The following is a 15,889-nucleotide window of genomic DNA, read 5'->3' as shown; positions in this document are numbered from 1 at the left end:
CTTTACATTTATTTTTCACGCTTATCAGCAGGTGCTCCATTTGTGATGTTTACTAGATTATTCTGAATGTATGCCACTGTTTCTGGGAAGCGCCAATGGTTTTTATCTGAAAACAAGGTCATGTTTTGCTGTTCAGAAAATTCATTCATGTCTTTAATCAGCTTTTGTGCTGACTGGAAGCTGTGCTGATCAATTTCATAATCCGACATATACATAAGCACCATAGATTGTAAGTTTAATTCCAGTGATCGCTGTGTTAAGGCCAGTAATGCCTCACTTTTATCGGGTTGAGTCTGTAATTGCAGTGATTTCAAATGGGTTTGTGCTTGGTGCAATGCACTCCGAAAAGATTGTTTCATGGTTTCTTTTTGATCCAATCCCACGAACAAACCTGCAACGAAGCAAGACGAAGTGATGGCGATGAAAAGTAAAACGGTGCTTATTTTTTTCATGAGTTAGATTCCTTAAATGTCTGCCTTTATTTAACTTTTGTTTTTAGCTGTGTACTGTTGTGGGTTTTGAATTTGATTCTTCTGTTTCGACGCCTGGTCAATCTGGAAACGTTGTATTTTACTTTTTGTTTGTTGAACCTATTGGCTTCAACCAAAGCCCGTCCAATGGAAGGGTCTTTGACCATAAAAATATCTTGAATAAAAAACCACATAATTAACTCGCTTATTGAGTCTAATTATCATGCCATGATCACCAATAAATATCGCATGCCAAAAGTCAGTTTGGGTGTTTCCTTTTACGCCTGAATGAAGGCTTTAAAAATAAATAGATGCCTGATAATGACAAGTAAATCAAAGCCAATGCTGAGAATGTATTTAAGGGTGGTATGCCTTTGAGTCCTGAGTGGATGGCGTATATGACTTTGTCATAACTGAGTTTGTTTTCAAAAGCCAAGGGTATGATTTCCGAGGATTCTTTAGATGTCAGTGGTCTTGATGGTGTTTCACTTTCAATGGCTGGATACATGTGTTGTAAAAATTCACCTTGTTCATTTTGTGAAAAGCTGCCTTTTTCAGTCATGACATTCAACTTTCCTTTCAGAATATTGATGTTTTTTATCGGTGTAGGTAGGCCATCAAAATCGTCTATCTGATTGATAATTTCTGCTTGCGGGTTGAGCCATGTGATGCTGTTTTTTGTTGCCACCAACCACTGTTCATTGTCTTTTACGACAGAGATAATTTGTGCGGTCAATTCGGCTTTATTTTCACTCATGATGATTTGGTCATCAATTTGATATAGTTTTTCCTCGTTGACTTCCCATGCTGTTTGGTTTTTACCGTAATCAAACCATTGTAGAACCGTGGCACTGCTGACATAGCGATGAGACAAGCCAAAATCATCGGCGTGTTGTAACAACAAGCCAGTCGTCGCCAGTTGTAATAACCACAGGGCAGATAGCAAGCCTACCCATCGGTGAATTTTGCGTAAGAATTGGCGTAAGCGCATCAGGGTTTATCCTTAGACTGTGAGATTTGTTTTTGTAAAAAAAGGGCCAGTTCTGCTTGCTTTTTCATCGCATTAACCGACAAGGTGGCACCTGAAATGCTGTCGATTTTTTTCTGCCAATTGTCATCAGGACTGGCGCCGACAAATTGTTGTGTGAACCAAGGCACTTGAACCTCTCCGCCACGAGATTCTCGATAGACCAGGACTTTGACTTGTTCTATTTGTTGACCTTTGATGATGACGGCGGTAGTGATATCGCGCTCTTTACCGATCTCGTCAAGAATCCAGATGCTTTTGTTATCAACATGCCAATAGCGGTAGCTGAGTTGCTTGATTGGTCTGCTGAGGATTTTTTGAATTTGGGATTTCAATTCAGCTTTAACCCAAAGGCGTTTGGGTTTAGGGGCATTGCCATTGAACTGATCGGAGATGAACTGTTTAATGGTATTTTTTTCTTCATCTGAATAGCACCAACCTGTTGAAACATTGAGTAACAACAGGCTGATGAAAATGAAATGTGCTATTTGCTTTATCAGAACGAGTATCCTACACCTAAATTAAATCCATCGTTTGAAGCGCCGTCTTTTTGATCTTGGTAATCAATTTTAAATACGGTTTGTGGAGTTAGCCAAAAGTTCATACCGATGTCTGTTTGTTTTTTGTCTTTGCTGCTGGCATCAGCGGCGTTGTTATTGTAAACCGAATAACGGGCAAATACACCAAACTGATCACTGTTACCAAAACGGTAAGAAGGCTCTATATAAAAACCAGATTGTTCTTCACGAGCTGCATTGACTGCGGCCACATTGTCATCTAGGTTCCACTCAGCATACAAAGCGCGCAAACCAAAACCACCGATGTTGTATTGTAAATTGGCTTCAAACAAATCAGCCGCTACGTCCATAGCGCCTTGGGTTAAATCTGTTTGGTGCTGGTAAGTGGCTGCCAATTGTAAACCTTTGAACGGGTTAAATCGCACACGAGCGGTATAAGCCAAATCTGATGCTTTTGCTTCCGCCACTTTCTGACGGCCGCTTCGTATAATGAACGCTTTACTGCCATCAACAGGCGTGTTCAATCCACTTGATAAAAACAAATCAAAGCCCAGTTTGTCATTCACTTGTTTGTTCATGCCAACACCGGCTTCCCACCATGTAGATGGAATGATGTTCTTTTCAACGGCATTTCGCTCTACACCATAAAAGGTATTGGGTTCATGGGTCTCGTTCAAAATACCAACCGGCACCAAGCTGACACCAAATGTGGCTTTGGTTGTGTCGTTGAACATGTGCTCAATGTAAGCCTGCTCTAATTCTACTTCACCTGGTTTGCCATCGCCTGCCAATGCATGCTCTAACTCAAATTCAGAAAAGAAGCGTGTTTTTTCATTGAAATCATGACCAAAAAACATCACAAAACGGTGAAAGTCGATGTCTTCACCCGAGTCTAAGTTGTTGTAATGTAGCTCGCCGTAACCACCAATTTTGGTTTTTGATTCTACTGCCACAGTGTCTTCTATGGCGTCAGATACGACAGCCAAAGCTTCTTCTTGTGCAACCACTTGGGCTTGAACTTTCTTGGTGGTATCAGCAATCTCTGTTTCTTGAACATTTAATTTGTTTTGTAATGCTTCGATGGTTTTTTGTTGTTCTTGTATGATTTTCCACATGTCTTCCATACTGGGTGTTTTCTCAGCGGCTGAAGCCATCGCTGAACACATGGTTAATGCTAAAATACTGATTTTTTTCATTAGATTATCGTTAAATTGGTTAAGATGGCGCGAATTCTAATGCTATTGAGAACGATTATCAACACGATTACAAAAAAAGCAGCAATTATTTTGATATTTATCATGCTGGCAGCATGTCAGCCACAGGATGACTTGACCAATAAGCGGCAACTGTTCGTTTTTGGAACGGTGATAGATGTGGTGATATGGTCAGATGATGAGGCGCGGGCCTCTGAAGCTGTGTCGGTCATCAGTGAACGGTTCAACGAAATGCACACACAGTGGCATGCTTGGAAACCTGGGCGCCTACAGTCCATTAATAAACAATTGCAAGGTGGACAGGCAGTTAAATTGACTGTAGAAGAATCTAAAGTACTTAAAAGTAGCCTCAAATTCAGTCAATTGTCACAAGGCCATTTTAATCCTTTGATGGGAGCGGTGATAAATTTGTGGGGATTTCACAATGATGAGTACCCAATCACAACACCGCCACCTACTCTTGAGTCGATAAATTCTTTACTTGAGTCTGCACCACAAGTCAGTGACATTCATTGGAGCGACAATGAAATATCTAGTGGAAATCCCAATGTTTGGTTTGATTTGGGTGGCATTGCAAAAGGATACGCAGTTGATGTGGCTGTTGAAATATTGCAACAACACGGCATACAGCACGCCATCATCAATGCTGGTGGTGACTTACGAGCATTGGGTCAAAAAGGTGAAACCCCTTGGACCATTGCGATTCAGTCTCCAAAAAATTGGCAGCCACTTGCCCTGATTAAAGTGAACGAAAATGAGGCCATTTTTACCTCTGGAAATTATCAGCGCTATAAGGCATTCGACGGTAAGCGTTATGCCCACATCATTGACCCTCTGACTTATTATCCCGTTTCAGAAATTGTTTCTGCAACCGTGATTGCAAAAGATGGCATGTTGGCAGATGCAGCAGCCACAGCCTTGGTTGTGGCGGGAAAAAAATGGCATCTGGTGGCGGAGCAAATGGGGATTGCAGAGGCTTTGGTGGTTGATGCAGATAATCGGTGTTTTGCAACTCAGGCGATGCGGGTACGCCTGTCAGATAGACGTATCACATGTGAAACCCCAAAACCCTTGACAGGTGGTTTATAATCTGTCGGTTATTTTGACAGCCCCAGAACACCGTGTCACTCACTCTGGGGATTAAAAGTGTCCATATTAAGGAGCAAACCATGACAGAAATCATCCCATCAGCGGGTTTTTCATTGGAATCGTTGTTACGTGGCGGCATCGGCATGCTGACATTGTTGGCATTGGCCTACGCATTCAGTAGCAACCGAAAAGACATCAATTGGAAAGTGGTTGGTGTGGGTTTATCCATCCAAGTGGTTTTGGCCATTGGCGTATTATATGTGCCATTTGTTGAATCTATTTTTAAAGCTGTGGGCGCATTTTTTATTCATATCATGGATTTCACCAAAGAAGGTACAAACTTTTTATTCCGATCATTTGGAAGCGGGGAAATTGAATCACCATTGATTAACTTTGCCGTGATGATCTTGCCGACCATTATTTTCTTCTCGGCTTTGACCTCGGTGCTATTCTATATGGGCATCATTCAGAAAATCGTTAAAGGATTGGCGTGGTTATTAACCAAAGCATTGAAAATCTCAGGTGCTGAAAGTTTGTCAGTTGCAGGCAACATCTTTTTGGGCCAAACAGAAGCGCCATTGATGATCAAAAAATACCTTGAGAAAATGAACAAGTCAGAAATTCTTTTGGTCATGATTGGTGGTATGGCAACAGTCGCAGGTGGCGTTTTAGCTGCCTATGTTGGCTTTCTTGGTGGTGAAGATAAAGCGCTACAATTGTTTTACGCCAAGCATTTATTGGCCGCATCTGTGATGGCTGCTCCTGGTGCCATTGTGGTGGCGAAAATGTTGTACCCACAGACTGAAGAAATCAATTCTAATGTCGAAATCTCTCATGAAGAAGTGGGGTCGAATTTCTTAGATGCATTGGCCAATGGTACCACTGAAGGTCTGAAGTTGGCGATGAATGTGGGTGCCATGCTATTGGTGTTTTTTGCATTTTTAGCGATGATGAACTTTGGCCTTTCAGCAGTTGGAGATTTATTGTCAATTAATCAATGGATTGCTAACAATACGGCTTATCAAGCTTTGTCATTGGAGTTTTTGTTGGGTTATTTGTTTGCACCATTGATGTGGTTGATTGGTGTGGCGACAGAGGACATCACCCTATTAGGTCAATTATTGGGTGTAAAAATCATAGCCTCTGAATTTGTTGGTTATGAAAATTTAGCGGGCATGAAAGATGCGGCCGCTGCTGTTCACTTGACTTATGAGAAGTCTATTTTGATGGCCACTTATATGCTGTGTGGCTTTGCTAATTTTGCTTCTATTGGTATTCAAGTGGGTGGTATTGGTTCATTGGCACCCGGTCAAAGAAAAGTGTTGTCAAAATTTGGAATGAAGGCTTTGATTGGTGGTACTTTGGCATCTTTGTTTTCAGCCACCATGGCAGGCATGTTAGTTGGTTGATGTTCATTGAAGTTATTAAGTCATGCAAAATGACAAGTGTGTGAATTTTGTGGCAATAACTTGCAATTCATCCAAAGGTGGTTTCTAATTATATAAACCACCTATGGAGAAAACAATCTTTAGCAAAAACCAGGGTGCGCATCAAACCCTCAGAACTGATGCTACGGGCATGCCACTTGAGTGGCTGAATCAAGAGCAAGTCGCCAAGCTCATATCTTTAGACATGGTGCAATACGCATTTGGCACCACACTCACACGACTTCACGGCGGAATCAATGCCTTATCAGGCAAGCAAAGCATTTTAGACATCCCTGCCATTATTGGCACCAAAGGGAAAAACCACCACTTTCACAAGAAACTTCAAGGCTATGTTCCACCTTTAAACAACCCAACCTTGTTTAAGCGTGATCAGAACCTGTGTTTGTATTGTGGCCAAGTCCATCAATACAAGCAGCTTTCGCGTGACCATGTGACGCCTGTTTCACAAGGCGGAAAAGATGTTTGGGAAAATGTGGTTACTTCTTGTAAACGGTGTAACAACCACAAAGCAGACAGAACGCCTTTGCAAGCCAACATGAAATTATTGGCGATTCCTTTCGCCCCAAATTATGCAGAATATATTTACCTTCAAGGCAAGCACATCATTGCAGATCAGATGCATTTTTTGATGAATCATTTTCCGCGTCAATCACCTTTCAGGAATCGATTTATGGATTAGTTAAAATTTAACCTTCCATCTAGCATCTTTTTTACACCATTCAATGGTGTCTTGGCTTTATTTCCTTTGTACTTTTTACTGTGCGCTTACTTACTGATAGCTCAAAGCCAATCAATCAGTCTTCTTCAGATTTATCTATTTCTAATTTTTTGATTTTATAACGCAAGGCGCGAAAGCTGATGCCTAAGAGTTCTGCGGCTTTTGTTTTGTTGTTTTTGGTTTTTGCCAATGCATTGGTGATTTCACGAACTTCTATTTCTTCAATGTACTGATCTAGGTTATGTTCCTTAGTAATGCTCGGTTTATATCCAGTTCCAGACAGGTCTATGTCCTCTTCACGAATCAATTGGTTTTGGCAATTGACAGCCGCTTTAGACAAAATGTGATCCAGCTCTTTGATGTTTCCTGGGAAGTCATATTGCTTTAATTTAGCCATGGCAGCTGGATGAATTTTGCATGGCAGTTTGTTCCACGCTTGTGCCAATTGATCGAGGACTTCTTTGCTTAACTCCAGCAGGTCGTTTTTCCTTCTCAACAATGGTTTGGTTGTGATTTCTCCCACGGTTAAGTGGCGTATCATGGATTTTTTGATGGCTTGAGAGTTTTTAAACTCTTCTTCACTCCAACAAGTACCAGCAATGATGCGTTGATTGTCATTCTTGAGCTTAATATTTTCAACCAATGATGATTGACGACCATTGTGCAGGTGCTCTATGTTTTTAAAATAAGTGGTGCCAGCTTCTGCTAATACCAATTCAGCGTTTTCATCACTGCAATCAATGACTTTGAATGCCGCTTCTCTTAATTTACTATTGGCATGGATTAAAGAAGCAATTTTTTCTTTCCAAGTACCGGCCTCACCATAAATCAAAACAGGCGCTTGTGTATTGGCAAAGGCGCTGATATTACGGTTTATTTCTTGGAAATAGTTTGTTTTAGAGCTGAATAATTGAGGCTTAAATGATTGTTCTGCATTTTGGGCATCAGTTTGTTTTAATCCATTGATGACCAGTTGTCTCAAAGTATCAAGACTGATGGGTTTGGTAATGAAATCAAATGCCCCTTTTTTTAGCGCTTCTACGGCGTGGTTGATGGTGCCAAAAGCAGTGATGACAGCAACTGGAGTGGCCGGGTACTTTTCTGCTATGTATTCAACCAACTCAATACCCGTGCCATCTGGCAATTTAAAATCTGACAAACACAGGTGGAAAGTCGTTTTTTCTAAAAGGTATTTAGCTGAACCCACACTTTCTGCTTTGTGAACAGACAGGCCCATGCGGCTCAATGAGATTTCAAGTAATTGTAGAATGTCTGGTTCGTCATCAACAATCAGGATGCGCTTTTGTTCTTGTGTCATAGCTTGGCTGCTTCAGTTAATTGTCTTCGCATCAAGGGTCCAAAATTCATCTGATTGAAAAATGCCATCAATGCCTGTTCATTGCCTTGTTTTTTTATTATATCATCATTCGGCATGGGGGCATCAAGGACAATTTGTGTCAATTGTTTTGATAACCTGGCTTGATCAATTTGTTGTTTGATTTTTAAGGCACATGACTTGGCGCCCCTGAAGCTCAAATAGGCAATTTCTTGATGACGAGCGATGATACTGTCTAAGTCACCAAAGTGTTGAAGTAAATGTGCTGCCGTTTTTGGGCCAACACCTTTGACCCCAGGGATGTTGTCAACTGAATCGCCAGCTAAGGCCAAATAGTCAACAATTTGATCGGGTCTAACACCAAATTTATCGGTAAGGGCACGAAAACCGAGCGGCTTACTTTTTCCATAATCCCACCACCAGTCTGTGGGTCTGACCAATTGAGCCAAATCTTTATCAGCACTGACAACACAAACATTCAGGCCTTTGTTTGAGTGGCGAGCATGTAAAGTCCCAATCAAATCATCCGCTTCATAATGGTCATCTCCAAAAGTGGCGATGCCCAAGTTTTTGGCCAATTGCTTACAATCTTTGAACTGACGCTTTAAATCATCGGGCGCCGGCTCCCTATTGGCTTTATAGGGTGGGTATATCTCATTGCGAAAAGATGTAGTCAAAGACTCGTCAAATGCACAAGCGATATGTCGGGCCTGAGTTTGTGCTAAAAACCGGGCCAAAAATCGGCCAAAACCATAAACGGCATTGACCGATTGTCCATTGACATCAGTAAACTCATCAGACATCGAATAATAACTTCGAAAAACAAATATGCTGGCATCAATCAAAAATGCCGTTGCCGGTTTGTCTTGTCTGATGGCTGTCATATTAAGCGATTAAACCCATGGCTTCTAATTTCAAAACGATTTGCTGAGTGGCTTCATCGGGTTTAAAGTTCAATGTGTTAATATCCAGTTCTGGTGTTTTGGGTGCTTCATAGGGGTCACTGATGCCTGTAAATTCCTTGATTACGCCTTTTCTGGCCAAATCATAAAGGCCTTTGCGGTCTCGTTTTTCACATTCTTCTAATGGCGTTGAAACATGGATTTCCAAGAAGCCGCCTAAGGGCTCAATCATTTCACGAACTTCATCGCGTGTTTGTTCATAGGGTGCAATAGGTGCACAAATCGCCACGCCACCGTTTTTAGTGATTTCAGAAGCAACATAGCCTATGCGAAGCACATTGATGTTTCTGTGTTCTTTTGAAAACCCCAGTTCACTGGACAAGTGTTTACGAACCACATCACCATCTAAAAGGGTCACAGGACGATTGATCATTTCCATCAACTTAACCAACAAAGCGTTGGCAATGGTGGATTTACCTGAGCCCGAAAGACCTGTGAAAAATACAGTGAATCCTTGTTTGTTACGTGGTGGATAGCTCTTTCGCAATTCAGCCACAACTTCTGGATATGAAAACCATTCAGGAATATCCAGTCCTTGTTGTAAACGGCGGCGTAATTCTGTGCCTGAAATGTTTAAAATATTTTCGTCTTCTTGTTTTTCTGACAAGGCAATGTATTGTGCTTTGTCCTGAGAAAACACCATCATTTCAAACTCAACCATTTCGATACCTAGCTCTTCTTGGTGCTTTTCTAATAAATGTTGAGCACCGTATGGGTCATAGAATGGATTGCCATCAGAGTCGTCACCGGGGCCAGCATGATCGCGTCCAATGATAATGTGTGTGCAGCCATAGTTTTTACGGATAATGGCGTGCCATAGGGCTTCACGAGGGCCGCCCATGCGCATCGCTAAAGGCAATAATGACAATGCGGTGGTGCGTTCAGGGAAGCGTTCCATCAATTTTTCATAGCAGCGAACGCGCGTGAAATGGTCAATATCACCAGGCTTGGTCATACCGACCACAGGGTGTATCAACAAGTTGGCTTCTACTTTTTGTGCTGCACGAAATGCGATTTCTTGGTGGGCTCGGTGCATCGGGTTGCGTGTTTGAAAAGCAACCACTTTACTCCAGCCTGTTTTTTTAAATTGCGCGCGCACTTCTGCGGGGCTGTGTCTGTGTTGCTGATAGTCATAATGCGTAGGCAATTGCAAACCCAATAATTCTCCGCCTAAATAATAGTCACCGGCATGGTTCATTAAATAGTTCACGGCAGGGTGTTTCTTATCGTTTTTGCCAAAAACCGCTTCGGCTTCTGCTGCCTTGTTAGGCTGCCAAACATCAGAAACATTCAAAATGGCAAGCACAACGCCTTCTTGATCCCTCAGCGTCAATTGACCAACCTCTTTGGCTTTGGTAGCTGTGGCTTCATCAACATCTAGGGTGATTGGCATAGACCACAACAAACCATTGGCAAGCCTCATGTCTTTTAAAACTGAATCATAATCTGCTTCAGTCATAAAGCCTGTTAAGGGTGAAAAGCCACCATTTAAAATCAGTTCTAAGTCGCATATTTGGCGTGGTGTTAAACTCCACTCAGGTAAGGAATTAGCCAAAGCTTGTCTTTCTGCTTTGGTTGCAGCATCTGGGATTAAGTTAATTAATTCGCCACCATGGGCAGTTGTTGTACTCATAATTTTCTCTTTATTGTTCAACAGTATTGTTGAGTTTGTATTTGTTAATTTTTTGTGCAATGGTGGTATGAGAGACGCCCAGTTGAGCCGCTAACTTACGACTTGATGGGTATTTCTGATACCAGTGTTGTAGGAAATGTTTTTCAAATTCATTGACGGCTTCAGGTAAAGTGAGGCCTTCAAGTTCTGCTTCGATATTAACACCAGCTTCCAAGTCTAGATCGGTTGCTTTGATGACGCCATCTTTGGCGACCATAACGGCCTTGTAGATGCTGTTTCTCAGTTGGCTGACATTACCTGGCCAATAATGGCGTTTCATGCGGCTGATGGCATCCAATGAAAGGCTAACTTGTTTGCCGGTTTGTTCTGAAAATTCAGAAACAAATTTAATAGTCAGCGGTTCAATGTCTTCTTTTCTGTCGCGCAAAGCAGGCACATCCAAGCGCAATATGTCCAATGTTGATACCAATCCACTGTCCATTTGTGTGCCATATTGATGGAGGCGCTTGGCAGATGAAGTGATGATTCTGGCTTTTTGCTTTTCTACCCTGTTAATTAATTTAAACAGCTTGTGTTGTACGTGTAGCGACATATACTCTAAGTGTGAAAAGTAAATCGTGCCGGTTTCATTGAGCTCTAATATGCCCAGTTTGTGCTTGGTGCCAAAAAGCATTTGCTCAAGCTCTTCTGCTTTGACTGCCTGGCAATCGACAGTGGTAAACAAGTTGTTTTTTCTGTCACTGAGTTTGTGACAGGCGTGGGCCAGTAAAGTCTTTCCAGTACCCGCCTCTCCAATCAGGCACAGGGGTGCTTCAACTGAGGCAACCGATTTTGCCCGTTGTAACAACTGCTCGAAGACTTGAGATTGATACACCAATGCATCCAAGCCTTCAATTTCTTCACCTTGCATTACCATACCGCTGGTCATGACTTTTTCTTGGTTGCGAAAGTGCAGCATGGCACCTGTCATTTGACCGGTTTTACTTTTGGTTGCCTGAACATCTAGCAGCATTTTTCCAGCAATCGTGTTAATGGTGACTGGTAAATGAGAAGAACCTGCAGCATTGATTTTCTCTTGCCAATCTTCACAACAAAAAATACTTTTCATTTTGCTGGGCATTTTGTTGTTTTCTGATTCTGATTTAAAGATTTTTTTAGCTTGTTTGTTGGCATAGGCAATCTGACCTTTTGTGTTGATACCCATGACAGGATCGGGGATAGATTCTAAAAGTGAATCTAACATGTTTTGCTGTTCAACCATAGGCAACACATCTATTTGATTGACCCACTTAACACCCGGAATTTTCATCAATAAGCTGGCAATCATACCTTGAGTGGATTTGTCTAAGTCTTGAGTCTGTAAAAACATTTTTCCATCACCAACCTCTAACTTAATTAAATCGGCTTGCTTTTCTCTGAGTATTGACAGCACGTCGTCCGTGATTCCCAGTTTATTTTCTGTAGTTACTGCTAATTTCATTTTCGTAAACTATTCGTTACATTCATTAAAGTGTTGTTTATCAATTACATACAGAATTTCATAAATGCTGTGTAATGATAAATTTACGTATTGTAGCTTTGTCGTTACAGCAACTCAACCTAAAATATACAAGTAAAAAACAAACTTTCAAATACAAAAAAACCATAAGCTTATGTCGGATTTAAAACACTTTGCCACCAGGGCCATACATCAAGCCTATCAACCGCTTGAAAATCACGGGGCATTAACACCGCCTATTCACATCAGTTCCACTTATGCTTTTGAAAATGTAGAGCAGGGAGGCGCCGCCTTTGAGGGAGAAAATGACCGCTTCATTTATGCCAGACTGGGGTCTCCTTCACAGCAGCTTCTTGAAAAAAGGATGGCATCTTTAGAGCTTGCGGAAGCTTGTTTGGCGACGGCATCAGGCATGGGAGCCATCACATCAACGATTTGGTCTTTTGTGAAGCCTGGTGATGAATTGATAGCTGACTTAAGTTTGTATGGATGTACATTCAGTTTTTTTGAGCATGGCTTGAAGCCAATGGGTATCAAGGTGACTTATTTGAATTTAACCGACAAAAACTTACTGGCCAAGCACATCAATGAAAAAACAGCTTTGGTGTATGCTGAAACACCAAGTAACCCCAATATGCGACTGATTGACATTCAGGCGCTGGCCGATTTGTGTCATAAGCACCAAGCCAGACTGATGATTGATAACACCTATTGTACACCTTATTTGCAACAACCAATCACATGGGGTGCCGACTTGGTAGTACATTCAGCCACCAAGTACCTGGGTGGTCATGGCGATTTGATTGCTGGATTTGTTTTAGGTAAACAAGATGACATTGATCACATCAGGTATTTTGGATTAAAGGACATGACTGGCGCGGTGATTTCTGGTTTTGATGTTTCATTGTTATTGCGTGGTTTAAAAACCTTGCATGTCCGTTTGGACCGGCATTGTGAAAACGCACAGGTTGTGGCTGAATTCCTTGATCAATCACCACATGTCAAAACCACTTTTTATCCTGGCTTGCCTCAATTTGCTCAAAGGGCATTGGCTAAAAAACAGATGAGCCGGCCTGGGGGCATGATTGCATTTGAGTTGAATGCGACGCGAGAACAGTCTGCTCAATTTGTAAATGCGCTGAAATTGGTTTTATGCGCTGTCAGTTTGGGTGATGCAGAAACTTTGATACAACATCCTGCATCTATGACACACTCCACTTATACGGAAGAGGAGCTACTTGAGCATTTAATCAGCCCGAATTTAATCAGGCTGTCGGTGGGTTTGGAGCATGTTGAGGACATTATCAATGATTTGAATCAAGCATTTGAGTCTGTTTTCGGTGCCAATGGATTGGCAATATCTGCTTGAGTCTTTAACTCTGTGACGGCTTCAAACAAACGTTCGGCAGTGACTTCCTCTGGTGGAATGGGTTGGCCTACAATCAATTCCACTTTGGCCCACAGCTTTCTGGGTCTGCGATGAATGATTTTTTTGTCATACCGAGAAAAATAACTACCCCATAAATTATTAAGTGCCATTGGCACCACTGTTACAGGTGTTTCAGTGATGATGCGTTCAATGCCTTTTTTGAATGGTGCCATGTGCCCATCTTTGGTTAATGCACCTTCTGGGAAAATACCTACAACATCATTGTTTTCTAGGGCTGTCTTAACACTGGCAAAAGCATTTTCCATTATTTCTACGCTTTCCTTGGGGCTGGCTATGGGGATGGTTTTTGCTGCTTTAAAAAGTGGTTTCATCAGTCCATGTTGGAATATTTTATAGTACATCACAAATCTGACAGGTCGCCTGATGCGGCCACCCAAAATCATGGGATCAACAAATGTCACGTGATTGCACACCAAAACTACTGGACCGTCAGTGGGTATGTTATCCAATCCTGTTGTTTTAACCCGATAAACCATACTGACTAGGAACCAAGCAACCAAACGCATCAAAAACTCAGGCACTACAGTGAAAATATAGAGACAAACTATGACATGTAATAGGGTGGTGATCAAAAACAGTTGTGGGATGCTCATCTCAAAAACAACGAGGACCACAATGCCGAGTAAAGCCGCTACCACCATAAACAGGGCATTGATGATGTTATTTCCAGCAATGACACGAGACACACAGCCTTTGTCACTCCTTTCCTGGATTAATGCATACAAAGGGACAATATATAGGCCTCCAAAAACGCCAATTAACATCAAGTCCAGGCACACGCGCCAGGCACCTTGTGCAGACAAAAATGATTCAAAATTTAAATTGCCCTGGTCTACCCAAACCATGCTGGCCCAATATAAATCCAATGAAAACCAAGCAAGACCTATAGCGCCTACTGGTACCAAGCCGATTTCTACCCGGCGGCCTGATAATTTCTCGCATAAAAGTGAGCCGGCACCGATGCCAATCGAAAACATGGTTAATAGCACCGTTACAACATGCTCGTTTCCATTCAAAACAGTGCGCGTGTAGTTTGGCATTTGTGCCAAAAATACTGAGCCGAAGAACCAAAACCAAGAAATGCCCAGTATGGATAAAAACACCACCCGGTTGCCAGGTAAAAATTTTAAATTATTTTTAGTGGCACGCAAGATGTTCCAATCTAATTGGATTTTGTCATCAGCAGGTGGCGTGTTGGGAATTTGTTTAGAAGCAATAAAGCCCAATACGGCAAAGAGAACCACAGCAAAAGAAATTGGAATGGTTGTGGCTTTAGCAATCAAAATACCACCCAATATGGTGCCCAAAAGGATGGATATGAATGTGCTTGCTTCAACCATGGCATTGCCTCCGATCAGTTCGTCTGTGGATAACTTTTCAGGCAAATAACCATATTTAACGGGACCAAATAGGGAGGACTGTGAACCCATCAAAAACAAGACAAATATCAACAAACCCACACTTTGAAAATAAAAGCCGGCACAAGCGGTCAACATCACCATAATTTCAAACATTTTTACGCGTTGAATAAGGGCTGATTTCTCGTATTTATCCGCCACTTGTCCAGCGAAAGCGGAAAACAAAAAGAAGGGTAAAATAAACAGGCCAAAAGCCAAGTTGGTTAAGCCGTCAACTTGCTGTTCTGCCACCTTAAAGGCAATCATAATTACCAAGGCGTTTTTAAATACATTGTCGTTGAATGCACCCAAGAATTGGGTTAAAAAGAAAGGAAAGAAACGACGCTCTTTTAGTAAGGCAAATTGTTTAGACATGAATCAAATCATAAAGCATAAAACAATTACAGTGTATCATTGAGGGATGTCATCTGCCAATGTGATATTTTGTCAATTCAAGCGCACAGCATTTGACCACTTAAAAATGAATTGCTATGCTATTTGTACATTTATAAAGAGGAATAAATATGGGATTTTTCGATTTTATTGCCGATGCAGGTTCAAAGATTTTCAGTGACGATGAAAAAGAGCCAGAAATCACCATGCCAGTCATTAAACACATAGAAAACAGCGGCGTGGATATCACTCACCTTAAAACCAATTTTTCTATGGGTAAAGTCACTTTGTCTGGTTATGTGCCGAATCAAGAGCAAAAAGAAAAGGCCGTTTTAACAGCTGGAAACATTGCAGGTGTCTCAGGTGTACAAGACAATTTAATTCTAGGTGCACCACCAGCTGATGTTGTTGAAGTAGAAAAGGCGGAAGCAGAAGCTGCCGCGGCAGAAGAAGGTAAAGCAGGTGAAGCTGCTTGGGAATCAAAAACATATACAGTTAAATCGGGTGATACCTTAGGTAAAATTGCCAAAGAATTTTATGGAAACGCCATGGAATATCCAAAAATTTTTGAAGCCAACAAGCCCATGTTGTCAGATCCTGACAAAATTTATCCAGGACAAGTGTTACGCATTCCTGAATAATTACGCAATTCAAATGCCTAAAACCACGTGTGAATTCACGTGGTTTTTTTGTGCAAAAAACACCGTGCTATAATCTCTGTGCTAATTTTGGCACT

Annotated in this window: 15 protein-coding genes; 5 read left to right on the top strand and 10 right to left on the bottom strand. The window is 41.6% G+C overall.

Features of this window, described 5'->3' with window-relative positions; translation table 11 throughout:
* Positions 1 to 8: 8 nt before the first annotated feature.
* From FET73_RS11350 to FET73_RS11330, 5 genes are all read right to left on the bottom strand, one after another.
* Entirely contained in the window at positions 9 to 452 is a 444-nt protein-coding gene (locus tag FET73_RS11350; RefSeq protein ID WP_154224081.1) for a hypothetical protein, read from the bottom strand.
* A 26-nt stretch (positions 453 to 478) separates the two neighbouring features.
* Positions 479 to 664 (bottom strand): hypothetical protein, encoded by a 186-nt coding sequence (locus FET73_RS11345; protein WP_154224080.1) that lies wholly within the window; start codon positions 662 to 664, stop codon positions 479 to 481.
* A 65-nt stretch (positions 665 to 729) separates the two neighbouring features.
* Positions 730 to 1,461 (bottom strand): PepSY domain-containing protein, encoded by a 732-nt coding sequence (locus FET73_RS11340; RefSeq protein WP_154224079.1) that lies wholly within the window; start codon positions 1,459 to 1,461, stop codon positions 730 to 732.
* A complete protein-coding gene (locus FET73_RS11335) occupies positions 1,461 to 1,958 on the bottom strand; it encodes an FMN-binding protein (protein WP_179952247.1) in 498 nt (165 codons plus the stop codon). The genes FET73_RS11340 and FET73_RS11335 overlap by 1 nt, the downstream gene beginning before the upstream one ends.
* Positions 1,959 to 1,993: 35 nt before the next feature.
* Positions 1,994 to 3,211, bottom strand: a complete 1,218-nt coding sequence (locus FET73_RS11330) for a porin family protein (protein WP_154224077.1) — start codon at positions 3,209 to 3,211, stop codon at positions 1,994 to 1,996.
* A 24-nt stretch (positions 3,212 to 3,235) separates the two neighbouring features.
* On the opposite strand from FET73_RS11330, the gene FET73_RS11325 reads away from it, so the two are divergent.
* From FET73_RS11325 to FET73_RS11315, 3 genes are all read left to right on the top strand, one after another.
* The gene (locus tag FET73_RS11325) at positions 3,236 to 4,318 is read left to right on the top strand and encodes an FAD:protein FMN transferase (RefSeq protein ID WP_154224076.1); all 1,083 of its coding nucleotides are present in this window, start codon (positions 3,236 to 3,238) and stop codon (positions 4,316 to 4,318) included.
* An 80-nt stretch (positions 4,319 to 4,398) separates the two neighbouring features.
* Entirely contained in the window at positions 4,399 to 5,727 is a 1,329-nt protein-coding gene (locus FET73_RS11320; protein ID WP_154224075.1) for a NupC/NupG family nucleoside CNT transporter, read from the top strand.
* Between the two features lie 103 nt (positions 5,728 to 5,830).
* Positions 5,831 to 6,445, top strand: a complete 615-nt coding sequence (locus tag FET73_RS11315) for an HNH endonuclease (RefSeq protein ID WP_154224074.1) — start codon at positions 5,831 to 5,833, stop codon at positions 6,443 to 6,445.
* 115 nt (positions 6,446 to 6,560) lie between these two features.
* Here the strand turns inward: FET73_RS11315 and FET73_RS11310 are convergent, their stop codons facing one another.
* From FET73_RS11310 to FET73_RS11295, 4 genes are read right to left on the bottom strand one after another with little or no spacing between them, the layout of a single operon-like run.
* Positions 6,561 to 7,802: a sigma-54-dependent transcriptional regulator gene (locus tag FET73_RS11310; protein ID WP_154224073.1), complete on the bottom strand. Its 1,242-nt coding sequence runs from the start codon at positions 7,800 to 7,802 to the stop codon at positions 6,561 to 6,563.
* On the bottom strand, positions 7,799 to 8,704 hold the full coding sequence (locus FET73_RS11305) for a 5'-3' exonuclease (RefSeq protein ID WP_154224072.1): 906 nt from the start codon (positions 8,702 to 8,704) through the stop codon (positions 7,799 to 7,801). Before FET73_RS11305 ends, FET73_RS11310 begins: the two co-directional genes overlap by 4 nt.
* A gap of 1 nt (position 8,705) precedes the next feature.
* Positions 8,706 to 10,415, bottom strand: coding sequence for a bifunctional sulfate adenylyltransferase/adenylylsulfate kinase (locus tag FET73_RS11300; protein ID WP_154224071.1), 1,710 nt, complete (start codon positions 10,413 to 10,415; stop codon positions 8,706 to 8,708).
* A 10-nt stretch (positions 10,416 to 10,425) separates the two neighbouring features.
* A complete protein-coding gene (locus FET73_RS11295) occupies positions 10,426 to 11,895 on the bottom strand; it encodes a TyrR/PhhR family helix-turn-helix DNA-binding protein (RefSeq protein WP_154224070.1) in 1,470 nt (489 codons plus the stop codon).
* Positions 11,896 to 12,067: 172 nt separating this feature from the next.
* On the opposite strand from FET73_RS11295, the gene FET73_RS11290 reads away from it, so the two are divergent.
* Positions 12,068 to 13,282 carry a trans-sulfuration enzyme family protein gene (locus tag FET73_RS11290; protein ID WP_154224069.1) on the top strand — a complete coding sequence of 405 codons (1,215 nt, stop codon included), beginning with the start codon at positions 12,068 to 12,070 and terminating at the stop codon, positions 13,280 to 13,282.
* Here the strand turns inward: FET73_RS11290 and FET73_RS11285 are convergent.
* The gene (locus FET73_RS11285) at positions 13,231 to 15,135 is read right to left on the bottom strand and encodes an MFS transporter (protein WP_154224068.1); all 1,905 of its coding nucleotides are present in this window, start codon (positions 15,133 to 15,135) and stop codon (positions 13,231 to 13,233) included. The genes FET73_RS11290 and FET73_RS11285 overlap by 52 nt on opposite strands.
* A 149-nt stretch (positions 15,136 to 15,284) precedes the next feature.
* On the opposite strand from FET73_RS11285, the gene lysM reads away from it, so the two are divergent.
* Positions 15,285 to 15,794, top strand: coding sequence for a peptidoglycan-binding protein LysM (gene lysM / locus FET73_RS11280; protein ID WP_154224067.1), 510 nt, complete (start codon positions 15,285 to 15,287; stop codon positions 15,792 to 15,794).
* The last annotated feature ends 95 nt before the right edge of the window (positions 15,795 to 15,889 follow it).

The sequence above is a fragment of the Marinicella rhabdoformis genome (assembly GCF_009671245.1).
Lineage (GTDB): Bacteria > Pseudomonadota > Gammaproteobacteria > Xanthomonadales > Marinicellaceae > Marinicella > Marinicella rhabdoformis.
This window is presented reverse-complemented; position numbering and strand designations above follow the sequence as displayed.

Coding starts and splice junctions, on each gene's coding strand:
- FET73_RS11350 (WP_154224081.1), bottom strand. CDS start 452: ATGAAAAAAATAAGCACCGTTTTACTTTTCATCGCCATCACTTCGTCT.
- FET73_RS11345 (WP_154224080.1), bottom strand. CDS start 664: ATGTGGTTTTTTATTCAAGATATTTTTATGGTCAAAGACCCTTCCATT.
- FET73_RS11340 (WP_154224079.1), bottom strand. CDS start 1,461: ATGCGCTTACGCCAATTCTTACGCAAAATTCACCGATGGGTAGGCTTG.
- FET73_RS11330 (WP_154224077.1), bottom strand. CDS start 3,211: ATGAAAAAAATCAGTATTTTAGCATTAACCATGTGTTCAGCGATGGCT.
- FET73_RS11325 (WP_154224076.1), top strand. CDS start 3,236: ATGGCGCGAATTCTAATGCTATTGAGAACGATTATCAACACGATTACA.
- FET73_RS11320 (WP_154224075.1), top strand. CDS start 4,399: ATGACAGAAATCATCCCATCAGCGGGTTTTTCATTGGAATCGTTGTTA.
- FET73_RS11315 (WP_154224074.1), top strand. CDS start 5,831: ATGGAGAAAACAATCTTTAGCAAAAACCAGGGTGCGCATCAAACCCTC.
- FET73_RS11310 (WP_154224073.1), bottom strand. CDS start 7,802: ATGACACAAGAACAAAAGCGCATCCTGATTGTTGATGACGAACCAGAC.
- FET73_RS11305 (WP_154224072.1), bottom strand. CDS start 8,704: ATGACAGCCATCAGACAAGACAAACCGGCAACGGCATTTTTGATTGAT.
- FET73_RS11300 (WP_154224071.1), bottom strand. CDS start 10,415: ATGAGTACAACAACTGCCCATGGTGGCGAATTAATTAACTTAATCCCA.
- FET73_RS11295 (WP_154224070.1), bottom strand. CDS start 11,895: ATGAAATTAGCAGTAACTACAGAAAATAAACTGGGAATCACGGACGAC.
- FET73_RS11290 (WP_154224069.1), top strand. CDS start 12,068: ATGTCGGATTTAAAACACTTTGCCACCAGGGCCATACATCAAGCCTAT.
- FET73_RS11285 (WP_154224068.1), bottom strand. CDS start 15,135: ATGTCTAAACAATTTGCCTTACTAAAAGAGCGTCGTTTCTTTCCTTTC.
- lysM (WP_154224067.1), top strand. CDS start 15,285: ATGGGATTTTTCGATTTTATTGCCGATGCAGGTTCAAAGATTTTCAGT.